Origin of the sequence: Streptomyces sp. NPDC007991, assembly GCF_042958445.1 — a bacterium.
Taxonomy (GTDB): Bacteria; Actinomycetota; Actinomycetes; order Streptomycetales; family Streptomycetaceae; genus Streptomyces.
Genome location: NZ_JBIBJD010000004.1, coordinates 215,567 through 234,165 on the forward strand (window position 1 = coordinate 215,567; position 18,599 = coordinate 234,165).

Here is an 18,599-nt window from a genome sequence, read left to right on the forward strand (position 1 = left end):
CACTACGCCCCGGGTAAGGGCAGGCAAACCGTATCGCAAGTCAGTAAGGCAAGCCTAGCCTTACTTAGGTAACTATATGGCGGACTGGTCGAGTTGGACGTGCGTGCGGCCGATCGGGACGATGAGCGGCCGGTCGCCCACCGGGTCGTCGATGACCTTGGCGTTCAGCCCGAACGCCTCGTGCAGCAACTCGGCGGTCAGCACGTCACGGGGATGGCCCTGCGCCAGGATCGACCCGGCCCGCATCACGACGAGGTTGTCGCTGTAGCGCGCGGCCAGATTGAGGTCGTGCAGCACCATCACCACGGTGCGGCCCGACTCGTGCAGATCGTCGACCAGATCGAGCACCTCCATCGCGTGCGCCAGGTCGAGATAGGTGGTCGGCTCGTCCAGCAGCAGCAGATCGGTGCCCTGGGCCAGGGTCATCGAGATCCAGACGCGCTGCCGCTGCCCGCCGGACAGCGCGTCGACCGGGCGGTCGGCCAGGTCGGACACGCCGGTCATGGCCAGCGCGCGCGCCACGACGTCGGCGTCGTCCGAGGACCACTGCCGCAGCCAGCTCTGGTGCGGATGGCGGCCCCTGGCGACCAGGTCGGCCACCGTCAGCCCCTCGGGCGCGACCGGCGCCTGCGGCAGCAGGCCGAGCTTCCTCGCCACGTCCCTGGTCCTGAGCCGGGCGATGTCGTCACCGTCCAGCACGACCGTCCCCCTGGACGGTCTGAGCAGCCGGGACAGGGTCCGCAACAGGGTCGATTTCCCACAGCCGTTGGGGCCGATGATGGTGGTGATCACGCCGGGGGGTATCGCCACGTCGAGATCGTCGATGACGGTCCGGGCGCCGTACCCGACCGTGACGCCCCTGGCGGCCAGCCGTGAGGTCTGATCGGACTCGGGCTCGGCCCCGGTGACGGACTGAGTGACCACAAGGCCCCCTTACTTAGGTTTGCCTGACTTTGTATCAGCTATCTGCGGTTCGCCCGTACCAGCAGGTACACGAGGAAGGGGCCGCCGATCGCCGCGGTGACCACGCCGACCGGGAGACTGACGGGCAGTGCCGTGCGCGCGACCAGGTCCGCGCCGGTCAGCAGCAGCGCACCGACCAGTGCGGAGGCCACCAGGGGCGGCGTCGGGCAGCGCGCCAGCCGCATCGCCACCTGCGGTGCCACCAGCGCCACGAACGGGACCGGGCCCGCCGCGCTCACCGCCACGCCGGCCAGCAGCACCGCGCACAGCAGCAGGACCGCCCGCACGGCCCCGTAACGGACCCCCAGGCCCGCGGCGACGTCGTCACCGAGGTGCATCGGCTTGAACTGGAACGCGGCGCCCGCCACGACGACCAGCAGGACGAGCGTGCCCCACAGGGCCACCTGGACCTCGCCCCACGACCGGTCGTCCAGCGAGCCGACCAGCCATGCCTGGGCCTGGGCGACGTCCCTGATGTCGGCCGTGACCAGCAGCCAGGTCGTGAGGGCCTCCATCACGGCGCTCACCGAGATGCCGATGAGGATGAGCCGCAGGCCGTCGATCCCGCGCCGCCAGGCGAGGAAGTACACCAGCAGGCCCGTGCCGAGACCGCCCAGGAGGGCCGCCGCCGACAGGCCCACCGAGCTGACGATCGCCGTGGCCGTCCCGCCGGACACCGTCACCAGGAACACCGCGACCGCGCCGGCGCCGCCCGTGATCCCGAGGACGTCCGGACTGGCCAGCGGATTGCGGGCGATGGACTGAGTGAGCGCCCCGGACACCCCCAGCGCGACGCCCACGACGAGCCCGGCCAGGGCCCGCGGCATCCGCAGGTCCATGATCACAAACTCGTCGACCCGCTCGCCCCGGCCGAAGACCGTGGCGACCACCTGGGGCAGTCCGATGGGGAACTCCCCTACGCCGATGGACAGACAGAACACCAGGAACGTCGCCGCCGCGAGCAGCAGTGAGACGCACACGATCCAGGGCCGCCACACGAACGACACCTGGCCGAGCCGCACGCCCGGCGCCACCGACGGCTTCATGTCCGTCCTGTTCGTGCGCGGCTTCATGCCTGTCCTGTTCATGTGCTCTTGAACTTTCCGCGCCACACCAGCGCCGCGAAGAACGGGGCGCCCAGCAGGGCGACGACGACCCCCGCGTCCAGCTCGCTCGGCCGCACCACCAGGCGGCCCGCGATGTCGCAGACCAGGAGCACGATCGCGCCGAGCAGGCCCGCGTACGGCACCAGCCAGCGGTAGTCGGGCCCCGTCAGATACCGGGCCACATGGGCCACCATGAGTCCGAGGAACGCGATGGGCCCGCACGCGGCCGTGGCGGCGCCCGCCAGCAGGGTGATGGCGGTGATGCCGACGGTCCGGCTCAGCGCGATGTTCACCCCGAGCCCGCGCGCCACGTCGTCGCCCAGGTTGAGCAGGTTGATGGCGGGCAGTGTGATCAGGGCCAGTACCAGTCCGGCCGCGATGAACCCGGTCACCGGCCAGATGACGCCGAATCCGACGCCGGCCACGGAGCCCGCGTTCCAGAACCGCAGCGCGTTCAGCGACTTCTGGTCCGACAGCGCGATCGCCGTGGTCATCGCCGCGAGGAACACGGTGACTCCCTGCCCGGCGAGGGCCAGCGTCAGCGGGTTCCCGGCACCGCGTCCGATGCTGGCCAGCCCGAACACCACGACCCCGGCGACCGCCGCCCCGAGGAACGCGAACCAGATGTACTGGAACGGGTCGGAGAGCCCGAACACGGCGATCACGGTCACCACGGCGGACGAGGCCCCGGCGTTCACGCCCAGCAGGCCGGTGTCGGCGATCGGGTTGCGCGTGTACCCCTGGATCAGCGCGCCGCCGACTCCCAGGGCGATGCCCGCCACGATCGCGAGCACCGTCCGTGGCACCCGCACGGTCTCCACGATGAGCCGGATCTCGGTGAGCCGCTGGTCGGGCTCCGGTGCCGCGAACAGTCCGTGCCAGACCTCGCCGGGGCTCAACGCGCGCGCCCCGACGGCCAACGACACCGCCCCCGCGGCCACGAGGACCAGCACCAGCGCGCCGAGACCCACAACTCGCCGTCGGCGGACCCTGGTTGTGGCCGTGTACGCGGGGCGTTCCACTGCGATCGTGCCCATGTCGACGTACGTCATCCCTTTGATCTGCGCTGTTGTGCCTGCCGGGTGGGTGGACTAACGCGCCGTACGGCCCGTCCCGTCGGCGACCGTCCGGGCCGCGTCGGAAGCGGACTTGCGGCCGCGGTCGAGGAGCGAGTCGAGGATCTCGCCGACCCTGACGGCGGTGTTGGACAGCAGGGACGAGGTGATGCCGTGCGTGTGCTCGGTGCCGCCCTGGAGGTAGATGCCGCACCGCAGATCCTGCTCCGTGGCGATGCGGTAGTCGCGCTCGACGCGGACCCGGCCCTCGTCGTCCCGCAGACAGCGGTCGGCCACCTCGCCGAGCAGGCCGACGGGGTCGGCGGGGCTGTAGCCGGTGGCGAACACCACGACGTCCGCGTCCAGGAGGGTCTCCTCGCCGCTGACGAGGGACGTGACGGCGACCCTGACCTTGTCCGGCGCCTGAGTGACACCGGTGAGCCGGGAGACGTTGAGGAAGCGCAGGCGCTCGGTGCCGAGGACCTTCTCCTGGTACATCTGCCGGTACAGGTCGTCGATCAAGTCGATGTCCACCACGGAGTAGTTGGTGTTGCCGTGGTAGTCCATCAGCCGGCGTTTGACGTCCTTCGGCGCCGCGAAGAACGCGTCGACGGCCTCGGGGTCGAAGATCCGGTTGGCGAAGGCGCTGTCGTCGGCGGGGCTGTAGCCGTAGCGGGAGAAGACGGCGCAGACCTCGGCCTCGGGGAAGCGCCGGTGCAGATAGGCGACGTTCTCGGCGGCGCTCTGCCCGGCGCCCACGACGACGAACCGGGAGGGCGCGGTGCCCTCCAACGCGTCGACCCTGCCGAGCAGTTCAAAGTTGTGCCAGACGCGGTCGCCGCGCTCGACGCCTTCTGGCATGAGAGGGCGCAGGCCGGTGCCCAGGACGAGGTTGCGGGCCCGGTGGACCTCCAGGCCCTCCCCCGACCGGACCGTCACGTCCAGGTACTCCACCACGCCGTCGCGCACGACGGGCATGACGCCGACGACCTCGTGGCCGTAGGAGACCATGCCGTCGACCTGGCCCGCGGCCCACTCGAAGTAGTCGTGGAACTCCACCCGCAGCGGGAAGAGGTTCTTGTGGTTGATGAAGTCGATCAGCCGGCCCTTGCTCTTGAGGTAGCACAGGAAGCTGTACTCGCTCGCCGGGTTCCGGAGCGTCACCAGGTCCTTGAGGAAGGACACCTGCATGGTCGCGTCGTCGATGAGCATGCCCCGGTGCCAGCCGAAGCGCGGCTGCTGCTCGAAGAAATGAGCGGAGACCGCCTCGCCCCCGCCGGCGTTGTGCTCGCTGAGCGCGATCGCCATGGCCACGTTGGACGGCCCGAAGCCGATGCCAATGAGGTCGTGGATCAAAGGGGCGTCGCCAGGACGAGCCTGTGCCATGTCACTCCCATCGTACGAAGTCGGGCACGCCGAAAGAGGCACCGCCCAAAACTTAGGTAAGGCTAAGCTCATCCCACAGGGCTGTCCATAGGCAAAACGGATTCCCGCCCGGCAGGGCGATCGCCAACACCCGTGCAAACCCGCCCCGTTGACCACTTAGGTAAGCCTTGCTTTACTGACTGCGGCCATTCCCTGCTGCGAGGAGGAACCCCATGCGGGTCGTCATGTTCGGTTACCAGACCTGGGGGCACCGCACCCTGCAAGCCCTCCTGGACTCCGAGCACGACGTGGTCCTGGTCGTGACGCACCCCAAGAGCGAGCACGCCTACGAGAAGATCTGGAGCGACTCGGTCGCCGACCTCGCCGAGGAGAACGGCGTACCGGTCGTGATCCGCAACCGCCCTGACGACGACGAGCTGTTCGAGCGTCTGAAGGACGCCGACCCGGACATCATCGTGGCCAACAACTGGCGTACGTGGATCCCGCCGCGCATCTTCGACCTGCCGCGCCACGGCACGCTGAACGTGCACGACTCACTGCTGCCGAAGTACGCCGGCTTCTCACCGCTGATCTGGGCGCTGATCAACGGCGAACCCGAAGTGGGCGTCACCGCGCACATGATGAACGACGAACTCGACGCCGGCGACATCGTGCGACAGGAGGCGGTGCCGGTCGGGCCGACCGACACCGCGACCGACCTGTTCCACAAGACCGTCGGCCTCATCGCCCCCGTCACCATCGGCGCGCTCGGCCTCATCGCCTCCGGCCGGACGGAGTTCACCCCGCAGGACCGCTCCCGGGCCAGCTTCTTCCACAAGCGGTCCATCGAGGACAGCCGCATCGACTGGACCTGGCCGGCCGAGGACCTGGAGCGGCTGGTCCGCGCCCAGTCCGAGCCGTACCCCAGCGCCTTCACCTTCCACAAGGGCAAGCGCCTGGAGGTCCTGGCCGCCGTCGTCTCGCAGGGGCGGTACGGCGGCACGCCCGGCCGCGTCTTCTACCGCGAGGGCGAGGGTGTGGTGATCGTCGCCGGGTCTGACGCCCGCACCGGCCGCAACCACGGCCTGGCCCTCACGCGCGTGCGGACCGAGGACGGCCGGGAGCTGCCCGCGACCGAGTACTTCACCGCCATGGGCGGCTACTTGACCCACCAGCCCTGACCGTCACTGTGAAACTTCTGTGCAACGCGTGGGGCTTCAAGTTTCAAGATTCCTCTGGCCCGGCGGCGGCTGCGACAGTGGGTCCCATGGGGGCAGTACACGATGTCGAGTCGAACCACCGGGACGACAGTTGGCCTACCACGACACCCACCACCGGACCGTCGGCACACTCCTGAGCCCCGTCCTCGGCTGGATCCTGGCCCTCACCGGTGCCGTGGTGCTCCCCCTGACCGTCGCCACCGCCACCGGCCGGGAATCGGGGCAGTGGCGTGACCAGAGTCCGGGCCGGTACACCGTGAAGATCGCGGAGGACACGACTGAGCGGCCGGGCGTCTCGATGCCGGAGGGCCGAAGCGGCTCCGTCGCGCCGGTCTCCGTCCCGGTCCCCGCGCCCTCCCCCTTGCCGGCCCCGGCACCTCCGCGGGGCGACGGCGGGCCGTAGACGGCGGTCGACGGCCCGCCGGGGACCGGCGGATCACGCCCGCCAGGCGTACCGCCGTTCGGGCCGGCCCGCGACGCCGTAGCGCAGGGACACCTCCGCGCTGCCCGTGCCGTGGAAGTACTCCAGGTAGCGGCGGGCGCTCACGCGGGACACGCCGGTCAGCGCGGCGCACTCGGAGGCGGACAGGGTGCCGTCCGCCTCGCGCAGGGCCCGCTCGACGAGTTCGGCGGTTTCCACGCTCATCCCCTTGGGCAGCGCGGGAGCCGGTGCGGGGACGCCGGCTCCGGCCAGCACCCGGTCGATGTCGGCCTGGCCGCGCACCACCGCCGTGAGCAGCCGGCCCCGCTGGGCGGCGTAGCGCTCCAGGCGGGGCCGCAGGTCCTCCAAGTCGAAGGGTTTCAGGAGGTAGTCGACGACTCCCTGCCGGACGGCGCCGCGGACCGTGTCGGCCTCCTGCGCGGCGCTGATGACCATGACGTCGCAGTCGTGGCCCGCGGTGCGCAGCCGGGGGATGACGTCGAGGCCGAACAGGTCGGGGAGATACAGGTCGAGCAGGACGAGGTCGGGGCGCAGTTCGTCCACGGCCTCGATCGCCTGTGCGCCGGTGTGGGCGACGCCGACGACCCGGAACGGCTCGACGCGTTCGACGAACGCGCGGTGGACCCGGGCCACCATGAAGTCGTCGTCGACCACGAGGACGTCGATCGTGCCCGCCTCGGCTCGCGTGGTCATGTCGCGCGTTGCGGTCATGGGGCCGCTCCTTCCGCCACCGCTTCGGGGAGGTGGCTGACGGTCATGCGTGCGGTGAACACGGCCCCGTCGGGGGTGTTGGCCACCGAGATCTCTCCCCCGTGCCGTTCGCAGACCAGCTTGGTCAGGGCCAGTCCGATACCGCGCTCGCCCTCCCGCGCGGCCTTGGTGGTGAAGCCGTGCGAGAACACCTCGCGGGCCAGTTCGGGAGCAACGCCCGGCCCCGAGTCGCGGACCACGATCTCCACACTGGAGGCGTCCTGGCGCAGCGCCACCTCGACCCAGCGTTCCCCGGCGTGGGCCGCGGCGTCGACGGCGTTGTCCACGAGGTTGCCCACCACGGTCGCCACGTCGGCGGCGTCCTCCGGGGCCAGCCGCTCCAGCGCGGTGTCGTCCGAGATGCGCAGGCTGACCTTGCGTTCGGCCGCGAGGGACGCCTTCGCCATCAGCAGCGCGGCCACCGCGGTGTCCCGGACGCGGCGGCTGAGGGTGACGTCCAGCGACTGGCGGCGCTGGTTCAACGCGCGGATGTAGCGCACGACTTCGTCCTGCTCGCCGATCTGGATCAGCCCGGAGATGGTGTGCAGCTGGTTGGCGAACTCGTGCGCCTGCGCCCGCAACAGCTCCGAGGAGCTGCGGAAGGAGCCGATCTCCCGCTCCAGGCGGGCCAGTTCGGTGCGGTCGCGCAGCGTGGTGACCGAGCCGAGGAGCCGGCCGTCCTTGGTGACGGTCATCCGGTTCATCACCAGGACCCGGCCGTGGCGGACGACGACCTCGTCCCGCTCGCCCGCGGCGGTGCCGGCCAGCACGTCGCGCAGCCGTCCGTCGATGCCCAGGCCGTCCAGGCTCTGGCCGACGCAGTCCTCGGGCAGGTCCAGCAGGCGGCGGCCCATGTCGTTGACGAGGGTGAGCCGGTGCTGCGGGTCCAGGGCGATGACGCCCTCGGCGATCCCGTACAGCATCGCCTCCCGGTGCTCGGCGAGCCCCGCGATCTCCCCCGGCTCCAGCCCGAGGGTCTGCCGCTTCACCCGCCGCGCGAGCAGCCAGGAACCGGCCACGCCGAGCCCGCTGGCGATGCCCAGATAGGCGAGCAGATACGAGGAGGCGCCGCTGAGCCGCTGCCAGACGGTCGGGTCGGCCTCACCGATCATCACCGTGCCGAGGATCCGGCCGAGGTTCTGCTCCGTCGCCCCGAGGACGGGGACCTGGGCGGCCAGCTCGCGGTTGCCGTCCAGCGTCAGCTGCCCCGACCAGCCCCGCGCCTGGTCGGCGCCCGGCTCCTGGGGCAGCCGCTCGCCGACCACCGTGGGGTTCGTGGAGCTGATGATCCGGCCGGCGGCGTCGGCCACCGTCACCGAGGTCACCTGGGACTGCGCCTGCGTGGCGAGCACCAGCGGGGCGAGCGCCTCCCCCGGCGCGGGACGCACCAGCTGGCTGCGCACCAGGGGGTTGGCGGCCAGCTGTTCGGCCAGCGCGCTCACCCGGCGTCCCTCGACCCGGTTGAAGGTGGCCTGCGACTGGGCGAGCGAGACCGCGGCGACCGCCAGCAGCACCACCACGACGATGGCGAGCTGGAGCACCAGCATCTCGCCCGCGAGCGAATGGCGACGAAAGGTGGCGACCACGATGAACTCACTCTTCAATGCCGACACAGGTGGGGCGGCTCATGTGCCGAGTCGCCCCATCATGACCCCGGCCAGGCAAAACCGGAAGTGAGGTGTCATGAGACGTCCCGGGCCGGCGGATGGTGCCGGCCCGGGACGCGGTGACGTCAGGAGGTGCTCGGGCCCGGGCCGGTGCCCCGCAACGTCGTGACCGTGCCGCCGAGTTTCGCGCGGAGGGGCTCCAGCATCTGCGGCTTGGCGCTCACCACCCAGCGCATGCCGACGAGGTAGGTGCCCCCGTACACCCGGGCCGCCTCCAGCCAGGTCTTCTTGAGCTTCTCCTGGGGGAAGGTGGTGATGAGGTAGTCGCCCTTCGCGGTGTGGCAGACGCCCTCGCGCAGTTCGTCCGCCTCGGTGCGGATCTTCACCTTGCAGCCGGTCAGGCCGGCGATCACCTCCACCTTCGCCGGCGCGACGACCCCGGCGGCGGGAGCGGCGGACCCGCTCGGCGTCGTCGTCCTGCCGCCGGCGCCCGGCTCGGCGTCGTCACCGCCGCCGCAGGCGGTGACCAGGGGGAGCATGAGCAGCGCGGCGGCCGGCGCGGCGGCGCGCAGCCGGTGGGCGCGGGGCAGGGGCCGGCGGTGGGGTCGTGCGTGCGGTTGCTGCTGGGACACGTCGTCTCTCCGGATGCGGACCGTCCCGCCCTCGCGGGCGGGCAGGAGTACTCGCCAGGGGTACGCACGCGCGCCCGCAGCCGTTCACCGAGGACAGGCGTGTCATGCGGCGGTTTCGTCCACGACCGTGCTCTCCGCCTCGCCGAACTGGGTCCGGTACAGCTCCGCGTACCGCTCCCCCGCGGCCAGGAGTTCCTCGTGCGTGCCGCGTTCCACGATGCGGCCGGCTTCGACGACCAGGATCTGGTCGGCCGTGCGGACCGTGGAGAGCCGGTGGGCGATCACGACCGCCGTCCTGCCGTCGAGGGCTTCGGCGAGTGCCTCCTGGACGGCGGCCTCGGAGGTGTTGTCGAGGTGGGCGGTGGCCTCGTCGAGGATGACGACGCGCTGACGGGCCAGCAGGAGCCGGGCGATGGTCATGCGCTGGCGTTCCCCGCCGGAGAGCCGGTAGCCGCGTTCGCCGACCACCGTGTCGAGACCGTCGGGCAACGACCGTACGAGGTCGTCGAGACGGGCCCGGCGCAGGGCGTCCCACAGGTCGCTCTCCGTGGCCTCGGGGCGGGCCAGGAGCAGGTTGGCGCGGACGGTGTCGTGGAAGAGGTGCCCGTCCTGGGTGACCATGCCGAGGGTCTCCCGCAGGGACCGGGCGCTCAGGTCGCGGACGTCGACGCCGCCGACGCGTACGGCGCCCTCGTCGACGTCGTACAGGCGCGGCAGCAGCCCCGCGACGGTCGACTTGCCCGCGCCGGAGGAGCCGACGAGTGCCACGGTCTGCCCCGGTTCCGCGCGGAAGGAGATGCCGTGCAGGACCTCGTCACCGCCCCGCTTGTCGAGCGCGGCGACCTCCTCCAGGGACGCCAGGGAGACCTTGTCGGCGGACGGGTAGCCGAAGCGGACGCGGTCGAACTCGACCGCCACGGGCCCGTCGGGCACCCGTCGCGCGTCCGGCTTCTCCTCGATGAGCGGCTTCAGGTCGAGCACCTCGAAGACCCGCTCGAAGCTGACGAGGGCGCTCATCACCTCGACCCGCGCCCCGGCGAGCGCGGTCAGCGGCGCGTACAGCCGGGTGAGGAGCAGGGCCAGGGACACGACCGCGCCGGGCTCCAGGGTGCCGCGCAGGGCGAGGGCGCCGCCGAGGCCGTAGACCAGGGCGAGGGCGAGCGCGGAGACCAGGGTGAGGGCGGTGATGAACGCGGCCTGGGCGGTCGCCGTCCGGACGCCGATGTCCGCGACGCGGCGGGCGCGTTCGGCGAACTCCGCCGACTCCTCCTCGGGGCGGCCGAAGAGCTTGACGAGGGTGGCGCCGGGTGCGGAGAAGCGCTCGGTCATCCGGGTGCCCATCGCCGCGTTCAGCGTCGCCGCCTCCCGCTGCATGCGCGCCATACGGCTGCCCATGCGCCGGGCCGGGACCACGAACACCGGCAGCAGCACCAGCGCGAGCAGGGTGATCTGCCAGGACAGCGTGAGCATCACGGCGAGGGTGAGCAGCAGCGTGACGAGGTTGCTGACCACTCCGGACAGGGTGTTGCTGAACGCGCGCTGGGCGCCGATGACGTCGTTGTTGAGCCGGGAGACCAGGGCGCCCGTACGAGTGCGTGTGAAGAACGCCACGGGCATGCGCTGCACATGGTCGAAGACGGCGGTCCGCAGATCGAGGATGAGGTTCTCGCCGAGCGTCGCCGACAGTCTCCGGCCGAGGATGCCGAGCGCCGCCTCCGCCACCGCGATCAGCGCGATGAGCAGGGACAGGCGTACGACGGTGCCCTCGGTGCCGTTCGAGACGATCGCGTCGACGACTCTCCCGGCCAGGACGGGGGTCGCCACGGCGAGCAGGGCGGTCCCCACCCCGAGCAGGACGAACAGGGCGATACGGCGCCGGTGCGGGCGGGCGAACGTTCCGATGCGGCGCAGGGTGGCGCGGGCTAGGGGGCGACGCTCCTCCTGGGCGGTCATGACGCTGTGCAGTTGTGTCCACGCTGTGGTCTCCATACTCATGACAGAGAACCTAGAACCTCAAGCAATCTTGAGGTCAAGGTGCTCGCACATCGCCCCGACATCCCGCACAATCGGCCCGATCCCCCTTTTCCCGCTCCCCGTCTCCCCGTTCCCCTCGCAAAGGCCCCGATGACGCTCTCCTCCCAGCCGCTCCCCGTACGTAAGACGCCGTCCGCACGTCCGCAACCCGCCGTTGGCGGGGCATGGGAAGCCTCTGCGGATGTGACAGCGGTACAACTCCCCGAAATCCGCCCGGGACGACTCCCCCGTCGCGTCCCGGTCCGCCGCCTGCGTCAGATTCTGTGTCTGCTTCCGCTCCTGCTGGTCACCGTGGTCGCGGTGCGGCACCGGTCGGTCCTCGCCGAGGGGTTCGCGCATCTGGGCCACGCCGAGTGGCCGTGGCTGCTGGCCGCGATCGGCGCGACCTGTCTGACCTGGGTCGCCGCCGCCTGCACCCGGCAGGGCGCGGTCGTCGAGCGGCTGCCCCGACGGCGGCTGCTGGCCACGCAGTTCGCGGCGGGCGCGGCCAACCACCTGCTGCCGACCGGGCTGGGCGCGAGCGCGGTCAACCTGCGGTTCATGACGGTGTGCGGGCTGCCGCTCACCCGTTCCTCGGCGGCTCTCGCGCTGTATCTGCTGGCGGAGAGCGTCGGCCGGGTGGCCCTGCTGGGCGCCCTGCTCGTCGCGTTCCCGGACGCGTTGCGGCTGAGCACGCTGGTGCCCGAGACGGCGTTCGGCCCGCTGCTGGCCGGTGCCGGTGTGGTGCTCGTCATCGCGGTGGCCGTGCTGACCCTGGTCCGGCGGGTGCGCTCGGCCGTGCTGTCCTTCCTGCGGACGGCGCTCGGCGAGGCCCGCTCGGTGCACACCCGCCCGGCCCGGGCGCTGGCCCTGTGGGGCGGGGCCTTCGCCTTCCCCGCGCTGCAGGCGGCCGTCCTGGTGCTGGTGGGGCGGGCGATGGGGCTGGACGTGCCGCCCGCGCACATGGCGGTGGCCTACCTGGCGGCGACGGTCGCCGTCGCGCTGGTCCCCACCCCGGGCGGGATCGGCTCGGTGGAGGCTGCGCTGGTCATGGCGCTGGTCGCGGCGGGCGGCCCGGCCGCGGTGGCCACGGCAGTGGTCCTGGCCTTCCGCGTCATCACGGTCTGGCTGCCGCTGCTCCCGGGCGCGCTGACGCTGGCCGCGCTGGTACGGCTGAAGGTCGTCTGACTGGCCGGCAGGCCCCGCAGTGCCTGGCGGAATCCCCCCGGCCCGGCCCGGCCCGCTCCGCGTACGAAACCCCGTGCGGAATGCGGCAGGATGAACGGTCGTGCCGACCGCAGGTCAGGGCGGGGCCGGGCACGGCGGAACATCCCGCAGGACGAACAGGTGACGACGTGACGAAACTTCACATCCGGCGGCCGGCGACGGCGTTCGCCGCAGTTCTCCTTCCCGGAGGTGACCGGTGAACCGGGCCCTCACCGCGGACGATCTGGTCTTCGCCGGCATCGCCCTGGCGTCGGGCCTGCTGGCGGCCTTCGCGCTGCGCATGCTGCTGCGCTGGCTGGGCGGGCACGCCGACCGCACCCGCTGGAGCGGCGACGACGTCATCGTGCACGCGCTGCGGGCCGTGCTGCCGTGGGCCGCGGTGGTGGGCGGCGCGGCCGGCGCGGCGGCGGTGCTGCCGCTGACCCGGACGGTGCAGCAGCACACCAACCAGGTGCTCACCGTGCTGCTCATCTTCGTCGCGACGGTGTCGGCGGCGCGGGTGGTGGCCGGCCTGGTGCGCACGGTCACCCAGTCCCGTTCCGGGGTCGCGGGCTCGGCCACGATCTTCGTCAACATCACCCGGATCCTGGTCCTGGCGATCGGCTTCCTGGTGGTGCTCCAGACGCTGGGGATCTCCATAGCCCCGATGCTCACCGCCCTGGGTGTCGGCGGTCTGGCGGTCGCGCTGGCGCTTCAGGACACCCTCGCCAATCTCTTCGCGGGCATCCACATCCTCGCGTCCAAGACCGTCCAGCCCGGCGACTACATCCGCCTCAGCAGCGCCGAGGAGGGCTACGTCGAGGACATCAACTGGCGGCAGACGACCGTCCGCAACCTCTCCAACAACCTCGTCGTGATCCCCAACGGCCAGCTCGCCAAGGCGAACATGACCAACTTCATGCGGCCGGAGGAGCAGCTGACCGTCCTGGTCCAGGTCGGGGTGGCCTACGACAGTGACCTGGACCATGTGGAGCGGGTGACCAACGAGGTCATCGCCGAGACGATGACCGAGGTCGAGGGCGCCGTGCCGGACCACGAGCCGATCATCCGGTTCCACACCTTCGGCGACTCCCGCATCGGCTTCACGGTGATCCTGGGCGTCGGCGAGTTCAGCGACCAGTACCGGATCAAGCACGAGTTCATCAAGCGGCTGCACAAGCGGTACCGCGCGGAGGGCATCCGCATCCCCGCTCCGGCCCGTACGGTGGCGCTCCAGCAGGGCGGGGCCTTGATCCCCCAGCAGCGGACCGGCGACCTCGAGCCGGGCGACATGGCCACCGCCCGACTCGACTGACCCGGCGCTCGCGACGGGCCCGTCCGCTCGGGTGTGTGTCCGGCCGGCCGTCGACCGTCCCGGCCGGGGCAGGCCGTTCGCTCCGGCCGGGGAGGGCGTTCAGTCCGGCCGGGGCAGGCCATTCAATCCGGCCGAGGGCAGGCCGTTCAATCCGGCCGAGGGCAAGCCATTCAGTCCGGGCGAGGGCAGGCCGTGCGCTCCGGACGACCGGCCCATCCCGGCCGGGCACGGCCGTGAAGTCCGGCCGGGGACAGGCCGTGCGCTCCGGATGGCCCGTCGCGCGTCCGCCGCCGTGATCCGGGACGCACCGCAGCCCGCCGGGCCCCGTGCCCGGGGCGTTCGCGGGGAGCGTACGCCCGGGGGATCCGCGGTGTCCCGGCCGCCTGCTCGACAGCACCCGGCCGGCCGCCGACCCGGACGGACCGCGCCCGCAGGGCGAGCCGGTCGAGGAAGAAGCAGGTCAGAGACCGCCGCCCCGCCGGTGCGGCCCGCCGCCGGTCCGTCTCCGCGCCGCGCTGCCCGGTGGCCCGCATGCGCTCGGACGGCCGCCGGGTCCCGGTCGCCCGAAACTGGTCCCGGACCCCTGTCGAGACGAGGTCGGTCAGGAGATATCTTGATGTCGAGCAATGTTGCAGACGTGGAGCGGAGCACCCGGTGACTGACTCGACCATCATCTATACGCACACTGACGAGGCCCCGGCCCTGGCAACGTATTCCTTCCTGCCGGTGGTCCAGGCGTACGCCTCGCAGGCGGGTGTCGCCGTCGAGACCCGCGACATCTCGCTGGCCGGGCGCATCATCGCCCTGTTCCCGGAGTACCTCACGGAGGACCAGCGCGTCCCGGACGCGCTCGCGGAGCTGGGCCGGCTGGCCAAGACGCCCGCCGCCAACATCATCAAGCTGCCGAACATCTCGGCGTCGATCCCGCAGCTCAAAGCCGCCGTCGCCGAGCTGCAGGGCCAGGGCTACGCGCTGCCGGACTACCCGGACGACCCGAAGACCGACGAGGAGCGCGAGATCCGCGCCCGTTACGACAAGGTCAAGGGCTCCGCCGTGAACCCGGTCCTGCGTGAGGGCAACTCGGACCGCCGGGCCCCCGCCTCGGTCAAGAACTACGCCAAGTCCCACCCGCACCGCATGGGTGCCTGGTCCGCCGACTCCAGGACGAGCGTGGCGACCATGGGCCAGAACGACTTCCGCTCCACCGAGAAGTCCGTGGTGATCGCCGAGGACGGCGCGCTGCGCATCGAGCTCGTCGGCGACGACGGCACCACCACCGTGCTGCACGAGTCCGTACCCGTCCAGAAGGACGAGGTCGTCGACGCCTCCGTGATGCGGGTCGCCGCGCTGCGCGAGTTCCTGACGGCGCAGGTCGCCGAGGCCAAGGCCCAGGGCGTGCTGTTCTCGGTGCACCTGAAGGCGACGATGATGAAGGTCTCCGACCCGATCGTCTTCGGTCATGTGGTGCGCGCCTTCTTCCCGAAGACGTTCGCGAAGTACGGCGACAAGCTCGCCGCGGCCGGCCTCACCCCGAACGACGGTCTGGGCGGCATCTACAAGGGCCTGGACGCCCTGCCGGAGGGCGCCGAGATCAAGGCCTCCTTCGACGCCGAGCTCACCGAGGGCCCGGAGCTGGCGATGGTCGACTCCGACAAGGGCATCACCAACCTGCACGTGCCCTCCGACGTCATCATCGACGCCTCCATGCCGGCCATGATCCGCACCTCCGGCCACATGTGGGGCGCGGACGGGCAGGAGCACGACGCCCTGGCGGTCATCCCGGACTCCTCCTACGCGGGCGTCTACCAGGCCGTGATCGAGGACTGCAAGGCCAACGGCGCCTTCGACCCGTCCACCATGGGCACGGTGCCGAACGTCGGCCTCATGGCCCAGAAGGCCGAGGAGTACGGCAGCCACGACAAGACCTTCGAGATCGCCACCACGGGCACGGTCCGCCTGGTCGACCGACACGGCACCGCGCTCATCGAGCAGACCGTCTCGGCCGGTGACATCTTCCGCGCCTGCCAGACCAAGGACGCGCCGATCCGGGACTGGGTGAAGCTGGCCGTCACCCGCGCCCGCGCCACCGGCGACCCGGCGGTGTTCTGGCTGGACGAGACCCGCGCGCACGACGCCAACCTGATCGCCAAGGTCAAGGCGTACCTGCCGGAGCACGACACCGAGGGCCTGGACATCCGGATCCTCAACCCGGTCGAGGCCACGAAGCTGTCGGTGGAGCGCATCCGCCGCGGCGAGAACACCATCTCGGTGACCGGCAACGTGCTGCGCGACTACCTGACCGACCTGTTCCCGATCCTGGAGCTGGGCACCAGCGCCAAGATGCTGTCGGTCGTCCCGCTGATGGCGGGCGGCGGCCTGTTCGAGACGGGTGCGGGCGGCTCGGCGCCGAAGCACGTGCAGCAGCTGGTCAAGGAGAACTACCTGCGCTGGGACTCCCTCGGTGAGTTCTTCGCCCTGGTGCCGTCCTTGGAGCAGTTCGCGAAGGTGACGGGCAACTCCCGCGCCCAGGTCCTCGCCGACACCCTCGACCGCGCCACGGCGACCTTCCTCAACGAGGACAAGTCGCCGACCCGTCGCGTCGGCGGCATCGACAACCGCGGCAGCCACTTCTACCTGTCCCTGTACTGGGCGCAGGAACTGGCCCGGCAGAGCGACGACGCGGACCTGGCGAAGGCCTTCGCGCCGATCGCCGAGACGCTCGCCGCGAACGAGCAGAAGATCGTCGAGGAGCTGGCCGCCGTCCAGGGCAAGCCCGCCGACATCGGCGGCTACTACCAGCCCGACCCGGCGAAGGCCGCCGAGGTCATGCGCCCGTCCACGACGTGGAACGAGGCGCTGGCGTCCCTGAGCTGACGCACCGGGCCCATCGGCCCACCCGCTCCGCCCCGGCCGGCGCACCGCCCCGCCGGGGCGGAGTTATGTTCGAAGAGGCCGGGCTTTCGAGCGCAGCCCCCGACCACGTCCCCGTGGAGCCGCCGCGTGACCGACGATCCGCCGTCCTTCGACCCCCCGTCCTTCGAGGTCCTGCCCGGCGCCGGGCACTCCCCCGTGATCCTGCATGTCCCGCACTCGGCGCGGGAGATACCGCCGTCCGTCCGGGCGGACATCGTGCTGGACGACGACGAGCTCGCGCGGGAACTGGACCACATCACCGACGCGCACACGGCTCGGATCGCCGAGGCGGCGGCCCGGGCGGCCGGCGTCGTCCCCTGGCGGTTCGTCAACCGGCTGTCGCGGCTGGTCGTCGACCCGGAGCGCTTCCCCGACGAACGGGAGGAGATGCGGGCCGTCGGCATGGGCGCGGTCTACACCCGCACCACGCACGGCGCCCTGCTGCGGTCCGGGGACGTCGAGGCCGGGCCGCTCGTCGCGCGGTACTTCCTGCCGTACGCGCGGGCGGTGACCCAGGCGGTGGCGGACCGGCTGGCGGCCACCGGGCGGGCCGTGATCATCGACGTGCACTCGTATCCCCGGGACCGGCTGCCCTACGAGCTGCACGGGGAGGGCCCCCGGCCGCCGGTGTGTCTCGGCACCGACTCCTTCCACACCTCCCCCGGCCTGCTGGACGCCGCGCGGCAGGCCTTCGGGGACGTCGGGGAGACGGAACTCGACAGCCCCTTCAGGGGCGCGTACGTGCCGCTCGAGTTCTACGGGAGCGACCCGCGGGTCGAGGCGCTCATGGTGGAGATCCGCCGGGACACCTACATGATGGAGCCGGGCGGCCCCGCCGGCCCCGGCCTGCAACGACTCGCCGACGCTCTGGCCCGCCTGGCCGACGCCGTGTCCGGCTGACCGGCACCGGCTGGAGCACCCCTACGCCCGCAGCCACTGCGTCACCACCACGTCCCCGCCGGTGCGCAGGCGGAGGGCGAACGGGCCCGTCGGTGGTGTGCCGGTGGTGAAGCGGCCCAGGTCGTCGGCCGTGAGAGGGGAGCCGGGGCGTGGTCCGGTCAGGACCTCGATCCTGGCCGGCTGCGGCGGCAGCACCTGGCCCATCAGGCCGTGCGGGGTGACCTCGACGTCGACGGTCACCCCGCCCGCCTGGAAGGTCAGCATCCGGGGCGCGTCGCCCGCCCCCCGGACCGGGAGGGCGTCGACCAGCGAGTCGAAGGTGAGTTCCGCGACGCGGGCGTCCAGGTCGTGCAGCGCGTAGGCGTCGACGGCGAGCTGCTGGAGCTCCGCCGGCACGGGGTCCAGGACGGCGGCGGCCCGCCGGAGCTCCTCCTCCAGCAGCCCCGCGTCCAACTCCTCGTCCCCCCAGTCCTCTTCGCCGAACAGTTCGTCGTCGTCCATGTCGCTCACATCGCCCCCCGCGCTTCGAGCCGGGCCCGCAGCCGCCGCAGACAGCGCTGGCGCAGCGGCCCGATGCTGCCCACCGCGATGCCGAGCGCGGCGGACACGTCCTGGTAGCTGGGCGGCGGCGTGGCCATCAGTACCCGCAGCAACTGCCGGCACCGCTCGCCCAGTTCCTCGAACTCCTGCCACAGCCGCCGTACGCGTTCGCTCTGGGCGGCGGCCTCCTCCGAGTCGAGCAGCGACTGTTCCGGCGTGCCGTCCTCGCTGACCCGGTCCAGGAGCTGCGGATCGTCGGTCAGGGTCAGCCGCTGCGCGCTCCGGATGACCTTCAGGCACTCGTGGCGCGCGGTGCTCGCCAGCCACGCGCCCGCCTTGCCGGGTTCCCGGATCCGCCCGAGGTGCTGGGCGAAGCGGAACCAGGCGGTCTGATACACCTCGTGGGCGTCCGCGTCGGACAGCCTGTGGGCCCGCACCACGGACCACACCAGGGGGCTCAGCCCTTCCACGAGCGCCTTCCAGGCCGCCGCGTCGCCGTCGGCGGCGGCCTGGACGAGCGCGCCGGCATCAGTACGGTCCACGGCAGCCCCACCCCTCGAGTACGGCACGTC

General features: G+C 71.8%; 16 protein-coding genes. 6 read left to right on the plus strand and 10 right to left on the minus strand.

The window, feature by feature from the left end; all coding sequences use genetic code 11:
- Positions 1-72: 72 nt before the first annotated feature.
- Genes ACFZDA_RS12605 through ACFZDA_RS12620 form a run of 4 tightly spaced genes read right to left on the minus strand, consistent with a single transcriptional unit; the run spans position 73 to position 4,510 of the window.
- On the minus strand, positions 73-924 hold the full coding sequence (locus tag ACFZDA_RS12605) for an ATP-binding cassette domain-containing protein (protein WP_391079045.1): 852 nt from the start codon (positions 922-924) through the stop codon (positions 73-75).
- Between the two features lie 38 nt (positions 925-962).
- Positions 963-2,051 carry an iron chelate uptake ABC transporter family permease subunit gene (locus ACFZDA_RS12610; protein WP_391079048.1) on the minus strand — a complete coding sequence of 363 codons (1,089 nt, stop codon included), beginning with the start codon at positions 2,049-2,051 and terminating at the stop codon, positions 963-965.
- Positions 2,048-3,106: an iron chelate uptake ABC transporter family permease subunit gene (locus ACFZDA_RS12615; RefSeq protein ID WP_391080113.1), complete on the minus strand. Its 1,059-nt coding sequence runs from the start codon at positions 3,104-3,106 to the stop codon at positions 2,048-2,050. Before ACFZDA_RS12615 ends, ACFZDA_RS12610 begins: the two co-directional genes overlap by 4 nt.
- A gap of 54 nt (positions 3,107-3,160) precedes the next feature.
- Entirely contained in the window at positions 3,161-4,510 is a 1,350-nt protein-coding gene (locus ACFZDA_RS12620) for a SidA/IucD/PvdA family monooxygenase (protein ID WP_391079051.1), read from the minus strand.
- Positions 4,511-4,722: 212 nt separating this feature from the next.
- Between ACFZDA_RS12620 and ACFZDA_RS12625 the strand changes: the two genes are divergently transcribed.
- Complete coding sequence (locus tag ACFZDA_RS12625) at positions 4,723-5,670, plus strand: formyltransferase family protein (protein WP_391079054.1); 948 nt, start codon at positions 4,723-4,725, stop codon at positions 5,668-5,670.
- Between the two features lie 130 nt (positions 5,671-5,800).
- The gene (locus tag ACFZDA_RS12630; protein ID WP_391079056.1) at positions 5,801-6,112 is read left to right on the plus strand and encodes a hypothetical protein; all 312 of its coding nucleotides are present in this window, start codon (positions 5,801-5,803) and stop codon (positions 6,110-6,112) included.
- Between the two features lie 33 nt (positions 6,113-6,145).
- Here the strand turns inward: ACFZDA_RS12630 and ACFZDA_RS12635 are convergent, their stop codons facing one another.
- From ACFZDA_RS12635 to ACFZDA_RS12650, 4 genes are all read right to left on the minus strand, one after another.
- Positions 6,146-6,862: a response regulator gene (locus ACFZDA_RS12635; protein ID WP_391079059.1), complete on the minus strand. Its 717-nt coding sequence runs from the start codon at positions 6,860-6,862 to the stop codon at positions 6,146-6,148.
- Positions 6,859-8,487, minus strand: a complete 1,629-nt coding sequence (locus tag ACFZDA_RS12640) for an ATP-binding protein (protein ID WP_391079062.1) — start codon at positions 8,485-8,487, stop codon at positions 6,859-6,861. Before ACFZDA_RS12640 ends, ACFZDA_RS12635 begins: the two co-directional genes overlap by 4 nt.
- Before the next feature lie 146 nt (positions 8,488-8,633).
- Positions 8,634-9,140 (minus strand): hypothetical protein, encoded by a 507-nt coding sequence (locus tag ACFZDA_RS12645; protein WP_391079065.1) that lies wholly within the window; start codon positions 9,138-9,140, stop codon positions 8,634-8,636.
- Between the two features lie 102 nt (positions 9,141-9,242).
- Positions 9,243-11,129 (minus strand): ABC transporter transmembrane domain-containing protein, encoded by a 1,887-nt coding sequence (locus tag ACFZDA_RS12650; protein ID WP_391080115.1) that lies wholly within the window; start codon positions 11,127-11,129, stop codon positions 9,243-9,245.
- Positions 11,130-11,441: 312 nt separating this feature from the next.
- On the opposite strand from ACFZDA_RS12650, the gene ACFZDA_RS12655 reads away from it, so the two are divergent.
- From ACFZDA_RS12655 to ACFZDA_RS12670, 4 genes are all read left to right on the plus strand, one after another.
- Positions 11,442-12,341 carry a lysylphosphatidylglycerol synthase domain-containing protein gene (locus tag ACFZDA_RS12655; protein ID WP_391080118.1) on the plus strand — a complete coding sequence of 300 codons (900 nt, stop codon included), beginning with the start codon at positions 11,442-11,444 and terminating at the stop codon, positions 12,339-12,341.
- A 235-nt stretch (positions 12,342-12,576) separates the two neighbouring features.
- The gene (locus tag ACFZDA_RS12660; protein ID WP_391079067.1) at positions 12,577-13,674 is read left to right on the plus strand and encodes a mechanosensitive ion channel domain-containing protein; all 1,098 of its coding nucleotides are present in this window, start codon (positions 12,577-12,579) and stop codon (positions 13,672-13,674) included.
- 654 nt (positions 13,675-14,328) lie between these two features.
- On the plus strand, positions 14,329-16,548 hold the full coding sequence (locus ACFZDA_RS12665) for an NADP-dependent isocitrate dehydrogenase (RefSeq protein ID WP_391079070.1): 2,220 nt from the start codon (positions 14,329-14,331) through the stop codon (positions 16,546-16,548).
- A 126-nt stretch (positions 16,549-16,674) separates the two neighbouring features.
- Positions 16,675-17,487 (plus strand): N-formylglutamate amidohydrolase, encoded by an 813-nt coding sequence (locus ACFZDA_RS12670; RefSeq protein WP_391079072.1) that lies wholly within the window; start codon positions 16,675-16,677, stop codon positions 17,485-17,487.
- Between the two features lie 21 nt (positions 17,488-17,508).
- Here the strand turns inward: ACFZDA_RS12670 and ACFZDA_RS12675 are convergent, their stop codons facing one another.
- Positions 17,509-17,988 carry a hypothetical protein gene (locus ACFZDA_RS12675; protein ID WP_391079075.1) on the minus strand — a complete coding sequence of 160 codons (480 nt, stop codon included), beginning with the start codon at positions 17,986-17,988 and terminating at the stop codon, positions 17,509-17,511.
- A 5-nt stretch (positions 17,989-17,993) separates the two neighbouring features.
- Positions 17,994-18,569 carry a sigma-70 family RNA polymerase sigma factor gene (locus tag ACFZDA_RS12680; protein WP_391079076.1) on the minus strand — a complete coding sequence of 192 codons (576 nt, stop codon included), beginning with the start codon at positions 18,567-18,569 and terminating at the stop codon, positions 17,994-17,996.
- Positions 18,570-18,599 lie beyond the last annotated feature (30 nt).